The following is a 16,958-nucleotide window of genomic DNA, read 5'->3' as shown; positions in this document are numbered from 1 at the left end:
CTGGCGGCTCACGCGGCGCTCCGGAGGGGGACGAGGGTCATCTTGAGCTCGTTCCTCGGCCGGATCGTCGCGCCGATCTTGGGGATGGCGCCCTCCGCGTGCCGCACCTCCGGGCGGAACCTGCTGAGGATGCTCGTCAGGATCAGCTCCGCCTCGAAGTTGAACACGTGCCGCCCGATGCACATGTGGGGGCCGCCGCCGAAGGGGTAGTAGGCGTAGCGGTGGTGCGTCCTGGCGCGCTCCGGGCTGAACCGCTCGGGGTCGAACCTCAGCGGGTCCTCCCACACCGACTCCAGCCGGTGGGTGAGGTACGGGCTGACCAGCACGGTGTCCCCGGCCTTGATCGGCACGCCGCCGACGGTGGTCGGGTTCTGCGCGATCCTGGGGAAGATCCAGCCCACCGGGTACAGCCGCAGCAGCTCCTGGATGACCTGCTTGACGTACGGCAGCCGGTGCAGGTGCTCGGGCCGGACGCGCTCCCCGCCGACCACCTCGTCGATCTCCTTGCGCAGCCGCCCCGCCACCTCCGGGTGCCGGTCGAGGATCGGCCAGATCCAGGTCAGCGCGACCGTGGTGGTCTCGATGCTGGTCGCCCACATCGACAGCAGGTTGTCGCGGACCCATTGGTCGTCCAGCCCGCTGCCCTCGGTCATCCGGGCCTGGCACAGCGCGGTGAAGATGTCGAAGCCCTCGCCCGGTGCGTCCCGGTACCGGTCCACCAGCTCGTACAGGGTCTCGTCCATGATCTCCAGCGCGGCGGCGAAGGCGCGGTCGCCGGGCAGCGGGATGGAGCGCGGCACGAACGGCAGCAGGAAGCGGTACGCGATCGAGGTGGCGAGCTTCTCCATGCCGGGGACCAGCCGGTCCGCCTCGGCCTGCCGGATCTTGTTGCCGAACAGCACCTTGATCACGGTCTCGTGGACGATGCGGCCCATCTCGGGGAGGATCTCGATCGCCTCGCCCGCGCCGGCCGGCGCCTCCAGGGTGTCCACGGCCGCGTTGATGGCGTCCGCCATGCTCTCGGTCAGCGCCCGCACGTGCTTGGTGGAGAACACCGGCTGCAGGATCCGCTTGCTGAGCTCCCACTCGTCGAACTCGGACATGATGCTGCCGCCGAAGAGCCCGCGCAGCGGCCGCCAGAACATGCCGTCCCGGACGAAGTTCTGCGACTCCCTGCGGAGCACCTGCTGGACGTGGTCGGGATGGGTCGCCAGGTACGGGCGCGAGGCGCCGAGATCGAGCCGGATCAGCTCGCCTCCGGCCTCCGCGCTGATGCGTTCCAGCTCCCTGAGAGGGTCCCGAACAAATCGAGAGAACGTTCGATAGAGCGGAAAGGAGACGGCCTTCCGGGTCGGGACGGAGCCGACATCAACGGACATTTCCACTGCCCCTCGTCGTGCCATGAACCGGTGGGAAGAGGGCCGCTCGGGGGGTGACCGACGGCGACGGTTGGAGCGATCTTGGGTTGGTTCTCCGTTATGTTGATGCTTGTGTGGAATGGGCGTTTTCCAGGAAGTATCACATGATCAATTAACGGGATCAAGGCCCTAGATGGTGGAAATGTATGGATCTTACGGTGAGCTAGATCACCCTGCCAAGGGCCGTCAGGGTCGGTGACCGTTCCTGTCAGGAGGGGTCCGACTCACTGAGGGCGATAGTCAACTACGCTGAGTGATCGATCTCGCGCGTTCTCGCCGCCACGCCAATTCGCGTTTAGTTAGCCCAGGAAAGAAGCTGGGGCGACGTCCCGCGAGCTCCGCGAACCTTGCGCCCCGGGACGAAGATCGATCAAAAAAGACCGGCTTTCGGCGGCCTTTGTGAAACGGCCGATATGAGCAGGTGACGGCTGCGCGGATTGGCCATCGTAGCCGCCCCGGCCGTGGTCGTGCCGCTTATCGCTGGCCGATATCGGTCAGTGGTCTCCGGATAGGCGGGCCATCTGGTAATTGAGGGCGCCCGGCAGCAGGGAGGGCCAGGGCCGCTCCTCGGACACCGGGAGCCGTCCCGTCACCGTGCGTGACCCGCAGTGGGCTATGACAAGGTAACTTCCCGGACGGATCTCCGGCTTCAGGGCGGCCGTGCCGGAACGTCCCCCGAGCCGGACCTCTCCGGCGAACGCCGCCGACTCCACCCGGTCCGCGGCACAGGCCGGCACCTCGATGCGCACCCGCCCGCCCGGAAGCGCGGGGCCGAACCGCATCGCGTCCCCCGCCTCGCCCTGCTCGACCGAGACGGGCGCGGCCAGTCCGGCCGCTATCAGGGCCGCTCCCATCACAGTGAAGCTGAGCAGGCGCAACCGGACTCCTAGGAACGCGGGGCTGGTGATGCCTGCGGCACTTTAGTGCTTGGCGATCTCCGGCTCCACCGATGCGCCGAAACCGAGACGATCATGGCGGCGCGCCCGCAGGCCGTCCCAGGTGAGCACCACCAGCGCCGCCCAGACCAGCAGGAACCCGGCCCAGCGTCCCACCGGCATCTCCTCGTGCTGGACGAGCAGTCCGATGAGGAACTGCAGGACGGGCGCCAGGTACTGGAGCATCCCGATCGTGGACAGTGGTAACCGGGTCGCCGCCCCGTTGAACAGCAGCAACGGGATCGCCGTGATGACACCGCCGCCCGCCATCAGCAGCATGTGCCACACGCCCTCGTGCCCGAACGCCGCGTTCCCCCGCGCCTCCAGCGCCACCGTGAACGCCAGGGCGGGCAGGAACATCACCGCGGTCTCCACGGCCAGGCTCTCCACCGAGGGCATGTCCGCGAACTTCTTGAACAGCCCGTACAGGCCGAACGCCATGGCCAGCACCAGCGCGACCCACGGCGGGCGCCCGTACCCGGCCGTCAGCACCACCACCGCGCAGGCGCCCAGGCCCACCGCGGCCCACTGCCACCGGCGCAGCCGCTCCCGGAAGATCAGCACCCCGAAGACCACGCTGACCAGCGGGTTGATGAAGTAGCCCAGCGCGGCCTCGATCGTGTGCCCGCTGTTCACCGACCAGATGTAGGTGCCCCAGTTGACCGTGATGACCAGCGCCGCCCCCGTCAGCAGCCCGGCCCTCCGCCAGGTCAGCCCCCGGATCCAGTGCCGCCCCCACGCCAGCATGATCAGTACGGCCAGCAGCGACCACATGATCCGGTGCGCCAGGATCTCGACGGCCCCGGACGGCTCCAGCAGCGGCCAGTACAGCGGGAAGAGCCCCCAGATGACGTACGCCGCCACCCCGAACACCAGCCCACGACGTTCCGCCACGCGCGCCACCGTACCACCGGTAATGAGCGACGCTAACTAACGATGCTGACGACCCGGCTGCGTAGCCTGGAGGCATGTTCTTCGCGAAGACCACGATGGTCGCTCCCGAGAAGGCCCTGCCCGGACGTGAAGAGCCGATGCCCGTCCCGGCCGGGCACGAGGTCCTCGACGCGCCGCCGGCGCCGCCCTACCCGGACGGCGCCGAGATCGCCGAGTTCGCCCTCGGCTGCTTCTGGGGCGCCGAACGGGTGTTCTGGCAGACCCCCGGCGTGATCTCCACGTCCGTCGGCTACGAGGGCGGCTACACGCCGAACCCCACCTACGAAGAGGTCTGCAGCGGCCGCACGGGCCACACCGAGACCGTCCGCGTCGTCTACGACCCGGCCGAGGTCTCCTACGAAGAGCTTCTCCGCGTCTTCTGGGAGTCCCACGACCCGACCCAGGGCATGCGCCAGGGCAACGACGTCGGCACCCAGTACCGCTCGGCCATCTTCTATCGCGACGAAGCCCAGCGAAAGCAGGCCGAAGCGTCCCGCGACGCCTACCAGCAGGTCCTCGCCAAGGCCGGCTACGGCACCATCACCACCGAGGTGACCAAGGCCACCGACTTCTACTTCGCCGAGGACTACCACCAGCAGTACCTGGCCCCCACCAAGAACCCCAACGGCTACTGTGGCTTGGGCGGCACCGGCCTCTCCTGCCCAACAGGCATCACCCCAGCCGAGTGACCTGCAACGGAAAGCGGAATCGGGGCGTGGGCTGAACGGGCGCAGGGCCTCTTCCGTTTGGGACGGGAGAGGCCCTGCGTTGTTATGTGTCTCAGGTGTATGGGGTCGTGTTCGTCAGTACGGCAGAAGACGTCCGGTAGGGGTCCGGAGGTCGAGCGGGCTCGGTTGACGTGGCGGTTTGGGGCGTTTGACAAGCTGCTGCCGTGCCATGTTGATCATCTCCCCCATGCGGCTGGGCGCTAACCCGACCCGCGAGCCGGTGAAGCGCCCGTTCCGACCGCGGTTTCGGTGTTGGACGCGGGTACCTGGAGCGAGGTTTGCCGAGCATATGCGACGCCCTCGACACGTTCGACCGATTTTCTGGAAGAACGGCACGGCGGAACGTCATCGACTCGCCGCGGAGAGTGAGGAATTCTGGCCGGATCCGGCCAGGTCATCGCCGGCGGGCCGCGTCCCGGAAACGGCGGGAGTGAGGCGGCGGTTTCCAGCGGATCGGCGGTTGCGGGGCGGATGAGCCGCGGTCAGCGCAGCGGGGCCAGGGCCGTCTCGAACATCGCGGCGACCCGTGTGGTCAGCTCCTCGGGGTCGGTGTGGCGCAGGTCGTCCAGGCCCAGCACGCGCCGCACCGGACCGGCGCCCATGATGATCGTCACGGCGAGCATGGCGCGGGTCCTGGCGTCCGGGCCGGACAGCTGCGCGACCAGCGGCTCCACGATCAGCCGCTCGATGTGCTCGCTCAGGATTCCGGTGACCTCGGGGTTGCCGACCGAGCGGTCCAGCATGCGGGGGACGGGGGACGACGGCCCGCGGTGCGCCTGCCGGACGAAGTGCCGGGCCAGGCGGAGGGGGAGGGGCTCGTCGTCGCCCTCACCGGCGATCACCCGCTGGATCACGTACTCGCTCTCCAGGACGGCTCCGAACAGCGCCGCCTTGGAGCCGAAGTAGCGGTGGACCAGCGCCACGTTGGCGTCCGCCGCGGACGCGATCATGCGCACGGTCACGCCGTCGTAGCCGTGCTCGCCGAACAGCGTGCGGGCGGCCTCCAGCAGCCTGCGGTGGGTCGCCTCGCGGTCGCGCTTCTGCCTGGCCGCGGTGGGCTCACCCGTGACCGGCGCCTCTGCCTGCTCCAGCACCGTCGCAGTCTCTCCGTTGCTCCCGACCTGCCCCGATTTGCATGTAAACGCGTGACTACTTAGCATACATGCAAAGCACAGGTAAATGTCGGGACCGTGTGATCCACGGCATGACAGGGGGCGATGTGGCGACGACCAGCACGGTGCCGTCCGGGACGGAGGACTCCGCCGACGGGGGCGAAGCGGAGCGGCCGAGGCCGGTCTACTCCCACCGGCAGATCATGGAGATCCTGGCCGGCCTGCTGCTGGCCCTGCTGACCTCGATGATCTCGACCTCGGTGATCTCCACCGCGCTGCCGACCATCGTGGGCGAGCTGGGCGGGCAGGACCAGCTGTCCTGGGTGGCCAGCGCCACGCTGCTGACCATGACCGCCTCCACCCCGCTGTGGGGCAAGCTGTCCGACCTGTTCGGCCGCAAGCTGATGTTCCAGACGGCCCTGCTGGTCTTCGTGCTCGCCTCGATCGGCGCGGGCCTCTCGCAGAACATCGGGCAGCTCATCGTCGCCCGCGCGCTCCAGGGACTCGGTACGGGCGGGCTGTCCGCGCTCGCCCAGGTGATCATCGGGGACGTGGTGGAGCCGCGCCAGCGCGGCCGGTACGCCGGATACATCGGCGCGACCTTCGGCGTCGCCACCGTCGCGGGCCCGCTGCTCGGCGGGTTCATCGTGGACGCCGACGCCCTCGGCTGGCGCTGGTGCTTCTACGTGTGCGTGCCGCTCGCCGTGGTCGCCTTCCTGCTCCTCCAGCGGGTCCTCAAGCTGCCCCGCGTGCGCCGCGACACCCGGCTGGACGTCTTCGGCGCGGTCACCATCACCGGCTGCGCCACCCTGGTGATGCTCGTCCTGTCGCTGGGCGGCAAGGAGTTCGCGTGGCACTCCGCCTGGACCTACGGGCTCGGAGCCGGGGCGCTCGCGCTGCTGGTGCTGGGCGTTGTGGCGGAGCGGGCGGCGCACGACCCGATCCTGCCGCCCCGGCTGTTCCGCAACCGCACGTTCGTGCTGTGCGGGTTCGCCTCCCTCTGCGTCGGCATGGCCATCTTCGGTGTGATGATCTACCTGCCGCAGTACCTGCAGGTGGTCCAGGCGATGAGCCCGACCGCCTCGGGACTGATGACGCTTCCGCTGGTGGCGGGCATGCTCGTCGCCTCGACCGTGTCAGGTCAGTTGGTCACCCGGATCGGCCGCTGGAAGGTCTACCCGGTGGCCGGGCTGCTGTGCGTCGGCATCGGGATGTTCCTGATGTCCCGGCTCCAGGTGAGCTCCGGCCGGTTCCAGATCGGGATCGACATCGCCGTGCTGGGCATCGGGATGGGCCTCACCATGCAGATCCTGATCCTCGCCGCGCAGAACGCCGCGCACCGTGGCGACCTCGCCGCCACCACCTCGGGCGTGTCGTTCTTCCGCAACCTCGGCGGCGCGGTGGGCGTGGCCGCGTTCGGCGCCGTCCTGTCCAACCGGCTGACCGGCGAACTCCAGGAACGGCTGGCCGCCGCGCATGTCCCCGTACCCAAGGGAGCCTCGGGACAGCTCGGCTCACCCGACCAGATCCACGCGCTGCCGGAACCGTTCCACGGGATCGTCCTCCAGTCCTACACCGAGGCGCTGGAGATGGTCTTCCTGTTCGGCATCCCGGTGGCCGTGCTCGGCTTCGTCGCCGTCATCGCGCTCAAGGAACTGCCGCTGAGCGGCTCCGGGCCGCGGCGGCGCGAACGACCGGCCGGCTAGCGGCCCCGCAGGCTGCGGACGAGCCGGTCCGCCTCCGCCCGGTCGCGCGGCCCGGTGATGATCACCTTGCCGTTGAGGATCGGGGCGTCCACCCGCGGCACGGTGACCAGCCGGTCGCGGACCACGAAGGCCAGGTCCCGGTGGAGGGACGCGCGGGTCAACGCCGCGAACGCCTGCCGGTCGTTGCCGCGCAGCGTGACCGCGACATCGTACGCGCCCGCCCGCTGCGCCCGCTGGACGCCCAGATCGGCGACCTTGCGAATGGCGATGCCGCGAGTGAGCTGGTAGCAGGCCGGTCCGCCGGGCGTCTGGCCGCTGATGCCCGCCGTGCCCGCCGGGCACTGCCCCGGAACGATCCGGACGACCGGGTAGATGTGCAGCGGCGCCGCGAGCGTGATCGGCCGGTTCCGCATCGAGGCCGCGACCAGCCCGCCGCTCACCACCACGGTCGCGATCAGCAGCCCCAGCATGATCACCATGATCAGCAGCGAGGACCGGTGATCGCGGACCGCCCGGTCCTGCCGCGACGTGCTCCTGCGCAGCGCGGCACGGCTGCGCTTCAGCTCGGCCGCGGCCCGCTGCCGCTCCGCCGACCTGGCCCGCCGCCGCGCGTCCGGGCCGGACCAGTCGGCGGGATCCAGCGTCCGCGTCGCGTCCGGCTCGCCGCCCGCCCCGGCGGCCGCCTCCGCGTCCGGTACGGCGGCCACGGCCCCCGCGGGCTCAGAAGACGCCAGGGACGCCGAAGACGCGGAGGGAACGGGAGAAGGAATGGGCGCGGTGTCCTGGGGACCGCGGCGACCCTTCCTCCGGCGCGGAATGACCCGCATCGTCACCTCCCGAGAGCGGCATGATGTTCCAGTCTGGCAGCAGCGGAGAGGCGCTCGCATCCTCCAAGGCCCACGCCCTCCGGCCAACATGCGACGGCCCGGATCCCCTGAGGAATCCGGGCCGGTGAAGCGGCTGGTACGCAGCACGCTCTGGGCGTCGGTCAGGTTTCGGCTCCGCTCTGGATGCCGATCAGTCGATCCGCCAAGTGTCGCCGCTGCTGAGGAGGGCGGCCAGGTCGCCCTTGCCCTGGGTGCGGATGGCCTCCTCCACCTGGGCGCTCATCAGCTCGTCGTAGGACGGCCGTTCGACCTGGCGGAAGATGCCGATCGGGGTGTGCTCGAACGCGGGGGAGTCCAGCCGCGACAGAGCGAACGCCTGCGACGGGTCCGGGTTGTGCGCGTCGTGCACCGCGATCTCGGACGGGTCCACGTCGGCCACGTTCACGACCTCGAACGAGCCGTTGGGCGTGCGGCGCAGCGCCTTCTGCCGCTCCGAGCCGAACACGATCGGCTCGCCGTGCTCCAGCCGCACCGTGATGTCGTCGCGCACCGAGGCGTCCTTCAAGGGATCGAAGGCGCCGTCGTTGAAGATGTTGCAGTTCTGGTAGATCTCCACCAGCGCGGTGCCCTGGTGCTCGGCCGCGGCGCGCAGCACCGACTGCAGGTGCTTGCGGTCGGAGTCGATGGTACGTGCCACAAAGGAGCCCTCCGCGCCGATCGCCAGCGAGATCGGGTTGAACGGGGCGTCCAGCGAGCCCATCGGCGTCGACTTGGTGATCTTGCCGAGCTCGGAGGTCGGCGAGTACTGGCCCTTGGTCAGCCCGTAGATCCGGTTGTTGAACAGCAGGATCTTGAGGTTGACGTTGCGGCGCAGCGCGTGGATCAGGTGGTTGCCGCCGATCGAGAGCGCGTCGCCGTCCCCGGTCACCACCCACACCGACAGGTCGGGGCGGGACGAGGCCAGCCCCGTGGCGATCGCCGGCGCCCGGCCGTGGATCGAGTGGAACCCGTAGGTGTTCATGTAGTACGGGAACCGCGACGAGCAGCCGATGCCGGAGACGAACGTGATGTTCTCCCGCCGCAGCCCCAGCTCGGGCAGGAAGGACTGGACGGCCGCCAGGATCGCGTAGTCACCGCAGCCGGGGCACCAGCGCACCTCCTGGTCGGTCTTGAAGTCCTTCATCTTCTGCGGCGCGTCGGCCTTGGGCACCAGGGCCAGCGCCCTGCGTCCCCCGGCCGCGCCGTTCCCGTTGGAGCCGTTCCCGTTGGCTCCGGAGGCCCCGTTGTCACTCACTGTCGATCACATCCCGGATCACGCTGTCCAGCTCCTCGGCCTTGAAGGGCAGGCCGCGGACCTGGTTGTAGCTGATGACGTCGACGAGGAACCGGCCGCGCAGCAGCAGCGCGAGCTGCCCGAGGTTGATCTCCGGCACCACGACCTTGTCGTAGGACTTGAGCACCTGTTCCAGGTTGGCCGGGAACGGGTTGAGGTGGCGCAGATGGGCCTGGGCGACGTCCTGCCCCGCGCGGCGCACCCTGCGGACGGCCGCGGAGATCGCTCCGAACGTTCCACCCCAGCCCAGCACCAGGACCCTCGCGTCGCCGGACGGGTCATCGACCTCCAGCGGCGCGATGTCGTTCGCGATCCCGTCGACCTTGGCCTGGCGCAGCCGGACCATCCGGTCGTGGTTGGCCGGGTCGTAGGAGATGTTCCCGGACCCGTCGGCCTTCTCCAGGCCGCCGATGCGGTGCTCCAGCCCCGCCGTGCCCGGGATCGCCCAGGGGCGCGCCAGGGTCCGCGGGTCGCGCCCGAACGGCTGGAAGCCGTCCTGGCCGGGCTCGGCGAAGCCCGGCTCGATGACGGGGAGCGAGTCCACGTCCGGCAGCCGCCACGGCTCGGAGCCGTTGGCCAGGTAGCCGTCCGACAGCAGGATCACCGGGGTGCGGTAGGTGATCGCGATCCGGGCCGCCTCCAGCGCCGCGTCGAAGCAGTCGGACGGGGACCGGGGCGCGATGACCGGGACCGGCGCCTCGCCGTTGCGGCCGTGCATGGCCTGGAGCAGGTCGGCCTGCTCGGTCTTGGTCGGCATCCCGGTGGAGGGGCCCGCTCGCTGCACGTCGATGACCAGCAGCGGCAGCTCGGTCGCCACGGCGAGCCCGATCGTCTCGCTCTTCAGCGCGATACCCGGGCCGGACGTGGTGGTCACCCCCAGCGAGCCGCCGAACGAGGCGCCCAGCGCGGCGCCCACCGCGGCGATCTCGTCCTCGGCTTGGAACGTTCGCACGCCGAAGCGCTTGTGCTTGGACAGCTCGTGCAGGATGTCGGACGCCGGGGTGATCGGGTACGAGCCGAGGTAGATCGGCAGCCCGCTGCGCTCGCTCGCCGCGATCAGCCCGTACGCCAGCGCCACGTTGCCGGTGATGTTGCGGTACAGCCCCGGCTCGTGCTCGGCCGGCTTGATCTCGTACTGGACGGAGAACGCCTCGGTCGTCTCGCCGTAGCTCCAGCCCGCCTGGAACGCGGCGATGTTCGCCTTCATGATCTCCGGCTTGCGGCCGAACTTGCGCTCCAGGAAGGCGATCGTCCCCTCGGTGGGACGGTGGTAGAGCCAGGACAGCAGGCCGAGGGCGAACATGTTCTTGGCCCGCTCGGCGTCCTTCTTGGAGATGTCGAAGTCGGCGAGCGCGGTCACCGTCATCGAGGTCAGCGGCAGGGCGTGCACCCGGTACTCCGACAGGGAGCCGTCGTCGACGGGGTTGGCCTCGTAGCCGACCTTGGTCAGGTTGCGCTTGGTGAACTCGTCGGTGTTGACGATCAGGTCGGCGCCGCGCGGCAGGTCGCCGAGGTTGGCCTTGAGCGCGGCGGGGTTCATGGCCACCAGGACGTTGGGCGCGTCGCCCGGCGTCAGGATGTCGTGGTCGGCGAAGTGCAGCTGGAAGCTGGACACGCCGGGCAGGGTCCCCGCCGGGGCGCGGATCTCGGCCGGGAAGTTCGGCAGGGTCGACAAGTCGTTGCCGAACGCCGCCGTCTCCTGGGTGAAGCGATCGCCGGTCAGCTGCATGCCGTCACCGGAGTCGCCGGCGAAGCGGATGATGACGCGGTCGAGTTGCTGGACCTGTTTGGTCACAGAGGAAGACCTCCTCGACGGGCAGCACCCGTCCTGGGGGAGGCACCCAGAATCGTGATGCTACTTAGGCTTACCTTCATGGTATGTCCGGGATGGAATGCTCTTCTCGGGAAGGGGGCGATGCGGTTCGCCAAGGGGGCAGGGTGTGGCGTGTCGGTGGTCCGGTGGCGCGCCGCCATGGCGGCTCGGCGTTCCGGCCGGTTCCTGAAGTCCCGTGGCGCCGCGGCCTGGTCGGCCGCGGGCGTTCCGCCCGTCATGTGACATCCCTCTTCCAGGGAGTCGCGGCCCCGTAACACAAGACGTATCACTTCGCGCCCGGGTTCACGCGGCTCTTCGGAATTCGGGCAGGTCCTTATCCGGTGGTACGACCCAGGCGGCCCCTGAGTTCATCACGGACACAGGCAACTTGCCATGCGGCACAGGTCGACGTGGAGCCGCCTGACGAGCCGCGGTGGCCGGTGTGGGAAGCCGGGGCTCCCCGGGGGCGCGAAGTACACGCCACGAACTATAGACAGCACGTGAAATGCGCCTTTGCGGCGCCCCCTCGCCCCGGCCATCTCCCGGCCATCTCCCGGGGCGGGTCCTGGACTGGTCCTGCACCGGTCCTGCACCGGCGCCTCAGGGCGTCGAGGACGGTGTGGCCGACGGTGACGGAGATATGACCTGTTCGCGTTCACGATCGACCAGATCCAGGAGCCGGTCCACGTCGGACGCCGCGACCGCCTCGCCGATGACGCGGGCGTAGCCCTCGTACGGGTGCGGTCCCGGTGTCTCCCGCACCACGCGCAGCCATGACCGCCAGCCGGGGCTCGTGACCTTGCAGCGCAGCTCCACCGTGCGACCGGCCGGGACGGGCGCCGACCCGGTGCAGCTTCCCAGCGTCCTGCCCTCGGCGGTGATCGTGGCGCGCATCGCCGCGCGGGCGCCGGCGGGCACCGTTCCCCGCGGGGACGTCAGCGTGGCGTCGACGCTCAGCGTGCAGCCGCTCATGTTGTCGTTGCAGTTGACGAAGTCCGGCTTGCCCGGCTGGAAGCGCAGCGTGGGGTCGCCGGCGCCGCCCAGCGCGGCCACCCGCGGCCGCAGCTCGGTGAACGCGGCGGCGGTGTTCGCCAGGGGGGACACCGCGAACTGCGGCCTGCCCTGCCCGGCCGCCCGTACCCGCACGAGCCGGTACGGGGCGGACGTGGTCACGAAGTAGTCGGCCTCCGCGGTCCTCACCCTGTACGCGGGGGTCGTTCCGACCTTCACGGTGGACCACCGTCCGGCCGAGCCCAGGCGGGTCGCGATCGACCTCGGGCCCAGGATGTCCGAAACGTCCGCCAGGCCGGAGAGCGCCGAAGGCACCTTCGCCCAGCGGCCCGCGAACGAGCCCGCCCGTGCCGCCTCGCCGCTGTAGGCGCGCCAGAAGGCGGTGCCGCCCTTCACGTACGTCGAGCCGTCGATCGCGACGAGATCCGCGCTGACCGTCCCGTCGGTGAGCCTCCCGGTGCCGAGCCCGGCGCGGGTCACGGTCAGCCGCACCTGGACGGGCCTGCCCGCCAGGGTCATCGTCCCGGCATAGCGGAGCCCGGGCAGGGACGTGAGCCACCTGCCCGCCTCCTGCGACCATTCCGGGGGCGTGGGCTTGGCGGTGGCGCCCTGCCTGCGTCCCTCGTCGTCCGACGTCGCCAGCAACGCGAAGGTGACCACGGCGGCCAGCAGGACCACCACGGCCCCGGCGACGAGCGCCGGTCGCCGCCGGGACGGCCTGGCGTCCTTCGGTGGCGGGGGCATCGGCCCAGGAGGCCAGCCCCGCGGCGGCCCCTGCGGTGCGCCTTGCGGGTAGCCGGGCGCGGGGTACCGCGGCCCCGGCGGCGGGGGCGGCGGAAGATGCGGCGGGGGACCCGGGAGCGGATTCATCGGGGGGCGCGAGCCGGAATCTGGACGAGGACCCACCTGCGGCGGCCCCTCGTGTTCTACGCTCACGCGGCGCTCAATGTGCTGACAACGGGCATCACAGACATAGAGTGCCGGACGTTGCGGGTCCTCGCAGCAGGACCGCGCATCGTCCGGCACCGGAGCCAGTTCACGCCCGCTTCGATCTGGGGCGATGACCTTTCAGGTGGGATTCCCCACTCGCACGGCCTGCGGCGGACCGTGCGAGTGGGGTCCCGATTGCGTTGGCAGGCCGTTCACTCGGAGTCGAGGCCACGCTGCATGGCCGCGACATCGCTGGAGGTGGCGGCGATCGCCATCGGCGTGGCGGACACCCAGACCCGGCGGGCGTTCTTGCCCGACCTGGCCCACTCGCCGCCGGAGATCGTGCACTGGACCGTCACGTCGTCCAGGCCCGTCACGGTTCCGGTCGAGCTGCACTCGCCGTACAGCGTGCCGCCGCCCTGCGCCGAGGTCAGCCGGAAGTTGACCTTGATGGGCACGCTGGGCGCGCCGCCCCGGGTGCTCCAGACCCGCACCCGCACGGTGCACGGCGCGCCGCCACGGTCGCAGTCGACGAACTCCGGCTTGGCCGAGTTGCGCGGCGACTTGCTGGAGTCGAACGCGTCGGTCAGCTCGCCCATCTGGGCGCGCATCTGGCTGATGGCGCTCGAACTGGCGGCGGTGGACTGCACCGTGACATCGGCCGACACCCGGGGGCTGGTGGAGCTCTCGTACCGCAGCAGCTCGCCGTCCTCGGAGAGGTAGAACGTGGTCAGGCTGCTGCCGACGCGGTACGCCTTGCGGCCCTGGACGGTGGTCTCCGACTCGCGCAGCGTGTACCGGCTGATCTGCCGCATATCCGAGGCCAGCGCCGACGGCGTCAGCTCACGGTCGAAGCGCAGGCTGAGCTCGGTGTTGCTGACCAGGCCCCACTGGTCGCCGTCCTTCAGGAAGGAGTTGGACGACAGCGAGCTCAGCTTGGACGTCCAGTAGCTCTTGGGCGCCTTGACGAACAGCTTGTTGTCGGCGCCCAGCAGCGTCACGTTGTCGCCGTTCCAGGTCACCTGGCCGTTGACACGGCCGCCCCGGGTCACCGTGACCTCACCCTGGAGGTTGTCGGAGGCGTAGCTGAAGGAGCCCTTGAGCTTGAGGGTGCGCGCCGTGGACAGCGAGTTGGCCGCGGCGTTCAGGCGCTCCTCGGGGGTCTTGCCGCTGTTGGCGAGGACGACCACCACCACGACCGCGACCAGGACGACCGCGACCAGCGCGCCGCCCAGGACGATGGCGAGGACCGCTCCGTTGCCGCGCTTGGGCGGGGGAGGTGGCATGCCCGGACCCATTCCGGGGCCCATCGGCATGCCGCCGGGCGGGGGGAAGGGCGGCGGCGTGCTGGGGCCGCCGAAGCCCGGACCACCCGGGCCCGGGGGTGGAGGGACACCCGGGCCGCCGGGACTTGCGGGCGGAGGCGGAGGCCAGGATCCTCCTGGGGGATCCCACCCCGGTGGAGGCGGAGGGTTGCTCATCGGTCACGTCCTTCCAGGTCCAACTGGCCCCTCTAATGCTTCTCTAGTGTGCAGCAAAAGCGGGACATTACGCTCAGCCGCATGAGGACGGCCCCGCGGCCGTGATCGTCCCGACCTCTCGGGAATACTTGGACGCGCGGCGAGGGAGGTTGGTTTGACTGATTATTTCGAAACCTACGTGGTGGTCGTCGCTTTGATCATCATCGGCGGCGGGATCGTCGCCGGTGGCCTGGCCGCCAACCGCCTCCTGCGCCCGGACCGGCCGACCGCGGAGAAGCTGACGACCTACGAGTGCGGTGTGGACCCGGTCGGCCAGGGCTGGGCGCAGTCCTACGTGCGCTACTACGTGTTCGCCTTCCTGTACGTGGTGTTCGCCGTCGACGCGGTGTTCCTGTTCCCGTGGGCCACCATCTTCGCCGCCCCTGGTTACGGCATGACCACGCTTGCGGAGATGTTCGTCTTCCTGGGCTTCCTCGCCACCGGCCTGCTGTACGCGGGCAAGAAGGGCGTTCTGTCCTGGGTCTGACCGTGGTACGGCTGTAAGAATGCTTCCGTGGACACCCCGGCGAGCGGAGCGAGCGCATGAGCACTGATCTGCCGTCGCCGACCGTGGGCGCGCTGTCGCGGGTGGCGCCCAAGCCGATCAAGTTCGTGCTCAACTGGGGCCGCCGGTACTCGCTGTGGGTCTTCAACTTCGGGCTGGCCTGCTGCGCGATCGAGTTCATCGCGACCTCGATGGGCCGGCACGACTTCATCCGGCTCGGCGTGATCCCGTTCGCGCCCGGCCCGCGGCAGGCGGACCTGATGGTGGTGTCCGGCACGGTCAGCGACAAGATGGCCCCGGCCGTGCGGCGGCTGTACGAGCAGATGCCCGAGCCCAAGTACGTGATCTCGTTCGGCGCCTGCTCCAACTGCGGCGGCCCGTACTGGGACTCCTACTGCGTCACCAAGGGCGTCGACCAGATCATCCCGGTGGACGTGTACGTCCCGGGGTGCCCGCCGCGTCCCGAGGCGCTGCTGCACGGCATCGTCCGACTCCAGGAGAAGATCGCCGGGGAGTCGCTGGGGGAGCGCTACAACGGCGGCGGGGAGTCGGTGACGCCGCCTCCGGCGCCCCGTCCCATGTCCGCCACGGTGCTGCGCCGTCCCCTCCAGCCGGCGCCGGACGACGTTCCGACGCTGGGCCTGACGCCGGCCACCGAGGAGCCCGAGCCGCCCCAGGACGCGGCGGCCACTGAGTCCGCCGAACCCGCGGAGGAGCACCAGCCGCCCAAGGCGGGTCCTGAGGACGCGACCCAGCCGGTCCCGCCGGTCGCCCCGACCGAGCCCCCGGAGGCGGCCCCGGACGCCGCGACCGTCCCCGTCGAGCCCGTCACGGAGGAGCCGCCGGGCCGGACGACCGGGCGCCGCAGGCCCCGCTCGGACGATCACGACCCGTCCATCATCCCGGGCCTGGCGGACGACGATCACGACGACGGCGGCCACGACGACGAGATCGGACGGACCGGCCGATGAGCGACGCGAGCCGCGAGCCTGCGGGGCCGGACAAGACCGAGGCGCTGGCCGAGGCGTGGCGCCGGCGGTTCGGGGACGATGTCAGCAGCGAGGAGACCTTCGGCGGGCTGGCCGTGGGCGTGCCGCCGGAGGTGTGGCTCGACGCGCTCGCGTTCGCGCGCGACGAGCTGTCCTGCGGCTTCTTCGACTGGCTGACCGGCGTGGACGAGCTGGAGGACGGGTTCGCGATCGTCGCGCACGTCTACTCGCTGGAACGGCGCCACCACCTCCTCGTCCGTACGCGGGTGCCGCGCGACGAGCCGCGCCTGCCCTCGGCGACCGGTCTCTACCGGGGCGCGGCCTGGCACGAGCGGGAGACGTTCGAGATGTTCGGCGTGGTCTTCGAGGGCCACCCCGATCTGAAGCCGCTGTTGCTCCCGGACGGGTTCGAGGGGCATCCGCTGCGCAAGGACTTCGTCCTGGCCGCGCGGGTCGCCAAGGCGTGGCCGGGCGCGAAGGAGCCGGGCGAGTCGGGCGGGGGCGCGCCGAGCCGCCGCCGCGTCCGCCCGCCGGGGGTTCCGGAGGACGGGGCGTGGGCCGCCGCGGCGGAACGGGCCCGCCAGTCGCAGCCCGCACGGCGCCGCGCGCCGGACGCCGGACGACCGGAGGGGCGGGCCCCGGATGCTTGAGATCGTCGTCAAGACGGCGCTGGTCGCCGCCGCGTTCGCGCTGCTCCCGCTGCTGGTCGGGCAGGCGGAGCACAAGGTCATGGCGCACATGCAGGGGCGGCTCGGCCCGATGTACGCGGGCGCCTTCCACGGCTGGGCGCAGTTGCTCGCCGACGGGGTGAAGTTCGTCCAGAAGGAGGACGTGATCCCCAGGGACGCCGATCGGCGGGTGTTCAAGCTGGCCCCGGCGGTGGCGCTGGTCCCGTACCTGCTGGTGCTGCTCGTCATCCCGGTGGGGCCGGACGGGCAGGTGGCGATCGAGCTCGGCCTCGGCGTGTTCTTCGCGCTGGCCGTGATGGGCGTCGGGGTGATCGGCGCGATCATGGCGGGCTGGGCGTCGGCCAACAAGTACTCGCTGCTGGGCGGGATGCGGGTCGCGGCGCAGCTGATGTCCTACGAGCTGCCGATGGTGTTCGCGGCCTCGTCGGTGGCGATGGCGGCCGGGACGCTGTCGCTGCCGGGGATCGTCGGGGAGTGGCGCTGGTGGTGGCTGCCCTGGCAGGCGGTCG

The 16,958-nt window shown here is 70.6% G+C and carries 15 protein-coding genes and 1 pseudogene; 6 read left to right on the top strand and 10 right to left on the bottom strand.

The annotated features are described in order from the left end of the window. Positions 1-8: 8 nt before the first annotated feature. The 3 genes from ACGWYJ_RS34860 to rarD all read right to left on the bottom strand — a co-directional run bounded on the left by ACGWYJ_RS34860 (position 9) and on the right by rarD (position 3,247). Complete coding sequence (locus ACGWYJ_RS34860) at positions 9-1,379, bottom strand: cytochrome P450 (protein ID WP_395110832.1); 1,371 nt, start codon at positions 1,377-1,379, stop codon at positions 9-11. A 533-nt stretch (positions 1,380-1,912) separates the two neighbouring features. Then, positions 1,913-2,272, bottom strand: a complete 360-nt coding sequence (locus ACGWYJ_RS34855) for a hypothetical protein (RefSeq protein WP_395110831.1) — start codon at positions 2,270-2,272, stop codon at positions 1,913-1,915. Positions 2,273-2,338: 66 nt separating this feature from the next. Continuing rightward, on the bottom strand, positions 2,339-3,247 hold the full coding sequence (gene rarD, locus ACGWYJ_RS34850; protein WP_395110830.1) for an EamA family transporter RarD: 909 nt from the start codon (positions 3,245-3,247) through the stop codon (positions 2,339-2,341). A 74-nt stretch (positions 3,248-3,321) separates the two neighbouring features. Here rarD and msrA point away from each other — a divergent pair, with 74 nt between their 5' ends. Beyond that, positions 3,322-3,975, top strand: coding sequence for a peptide-methionine (S)-S-oxide reductase MsrA (gene msrA, locus ACGWYJ_RS34845; protein ID WP_395110829.1), 654 nt, complete (start codon positions 3,322-3,324; stop codon positions 3,973-3,975). A 521-nt stretch (positions 3,976-4,496) separates the two neighbouring features. On the opposite strand, the gene ACGWYJ_RS34840 is transcribed toward msrA, so the two are convergent. Further along, positions 4,497-5,108: a TetR/AcrR family transcriptional regulator gene (locus ACGWYJ_RS34840; protein ID WP_395110828.1), complete on the bottom strand. Its 612-nt coding sequence runs from the start codon at positions 5,106-5,108 to the stop codon at positions 4,497-4,499. 110 nt (positions 5,109-5,218) lie between these two features. On the opposite strand from ACGWYJ_RS34840, the gene ACGWYJ_RS34835 reads away from it, so the two are divergent. After that, positions 5,219-6,832 carry an MDR family MFS transporter gene (locus ACGWYJ_RS34835; RefSeq protein WP_395110827.1) on the top strand — a complete coding sequence of 538 codons (1,614 nt, stop codon included), beginning with the start codon at positions 5,219-5,221 and terminating at the stop codon, positions 6,830-6,832. On the opposite strand, the gene ACGWYJ_RS34830 is transcribed toward ACGWYJ_RS34835, so the two are convergent. From ACGWYJ_RS34830 to ACGWYJ_RS34805, 6 genes are all read right to left on the bottom strand, one after another. Continuing rightward, on the bottom strand, positions 6,829-7,539 hold the full coding sequence (locus ACGWYJ_RS34830; protein WP_395110826.1) for a hypothetical protein: 711 nt from the start codon (positions 7,537-7,539) through the stop codon (positions 6,829-6,831). The genes ACGWYJ_RS34835 and ACGWYJ_RS34830 overlap by 4 nt on opposite strands. Before the next feature lie 310 nt (positions 7,540-7,849). Then, a complete protein-coding gene (locus ACGWYJ_RS34825; RefSeq protein ID WP_395110842.1) occupies positions 7,850-8,878 on the bottom strand; it encodes a 2-oxoacid:ferredoxin oxidoreductase subunit beta in 1,029 nt (342 codons plus the stop codon). Between the two features lie 67 nt (positions 8,879-8,945). Then, positions 8,946-10,787, bottom strand: coding sequence for a 2-oxoacid:acceptor oxidoreductase subunit alpha (locus ACGWYJ_RS34820; protein ID WP_395110825.1), 1,842 nt, complete (start codon positions 10,785-10,787; stop codon positions 8,946-8,948). 389 nt (positions 10,788-11,176) lie between these two features. Then, positions 11,177-11,344, bottom strand: a complete 168-nt coding sequence (locus ACGWYJ_RS34815) for a putative leader peptide (RefSeq protein WP_395110824.1) — start codon at positions 11,342-11,344, stop codon at positions 11,177-11,179. Positions 11,345-11,405: 61 nt separating this feature from the next. Beyond that, positions 11,406-12,560 (bottom strand): hypothetical protein, encoded by a 1,155-nt coding sequence (locus tag ACGWYJ_RS34810; protein ID WP_395110823.1) that lies wholly within the window; start codon positions 12,558-12,560, stop codon positions 11,406-11,408. 398 nt (positions 12,561-12,958) lie between these two features. Beyond that, positions 12,959-14,032, bottom strand: coding sequence for a hypothetical protein (locus tag ACGWYJ_RS34805; protein ID WP_395110822.1), 1,074 nt, complete (start codon positions 14,030-14,032; stop codon positions 12,959-12,961). Between the two features lie 349 nt (positions 14,033-14,381). On the opposite strand from ACGWYJ_RS34805, the gene ACGWYJ_RS34800 reads away from it, so the two are divergent. From ACGWYJ_RS34800 to ACGWYJ_RS34785, 4 genes and pseudogenes are all read left to right on the top strand, one after another. Further along, positions 14,382-14,753: an NADH-quinone oxidoreductase subunit A gene (locus ACGWYJ_RS34800; protein WP_395110821.1), complete on the top strand. Its 372-nt coding sequence runs from the start codon at positions 14,382-14,384 to the stop codon at positions 14,751-14,753. A gap of 56 nt (positions 14,754-14,809) precedes the next feature. Continuing rightward, positions 14,810-15,289 (top strand): annotated as a pseudogene (locus ACGWYJ_RS34795) (NADH-quinone oxidoreductase subunit B); the annotation flags it as partial. Between the two features lie 449 nt (positions 15,290-15,738). After that, the gene (locus tag ACGWYJ_RS34790) at positions 15,739-16,410 is read left to right on the top strand and encodes an NADH-quinone oxidoreductase subunit C (RefSeq protein WP_395110820.1); all 672 of its coding nucleotides are present in this window, start codon (positions 15,739-15,741) and stop codon (positions 16,408-16,410) included. Continuing rightward, on the top strand, positions 16,403-16,958 hold a 556-nt coding region (locus ACGWYJ_RS34785), incomplete at its 3' end, for an NADH-quinone oxidoreductase subunit H (protein WP_395110819.1). The genes ACGWYJ_RS34790 and ACGWYJ_RS34785, both read left to right, overlap by 8 nt.

The organism is Actinomadura sp. SCN-SB (genome assembly GCF_043906805.1).
Lineage (GTDB): Bacteria > Actinomycetota > Actinomycetes > Streptosporangiales > Streptosporangiaceae > Spirillospora.
The sequence above is the reverse complement of the archived record's forward strand: the minus strand, read 5'-3'. Positions and strand labels throughout refer to the sequence as shown.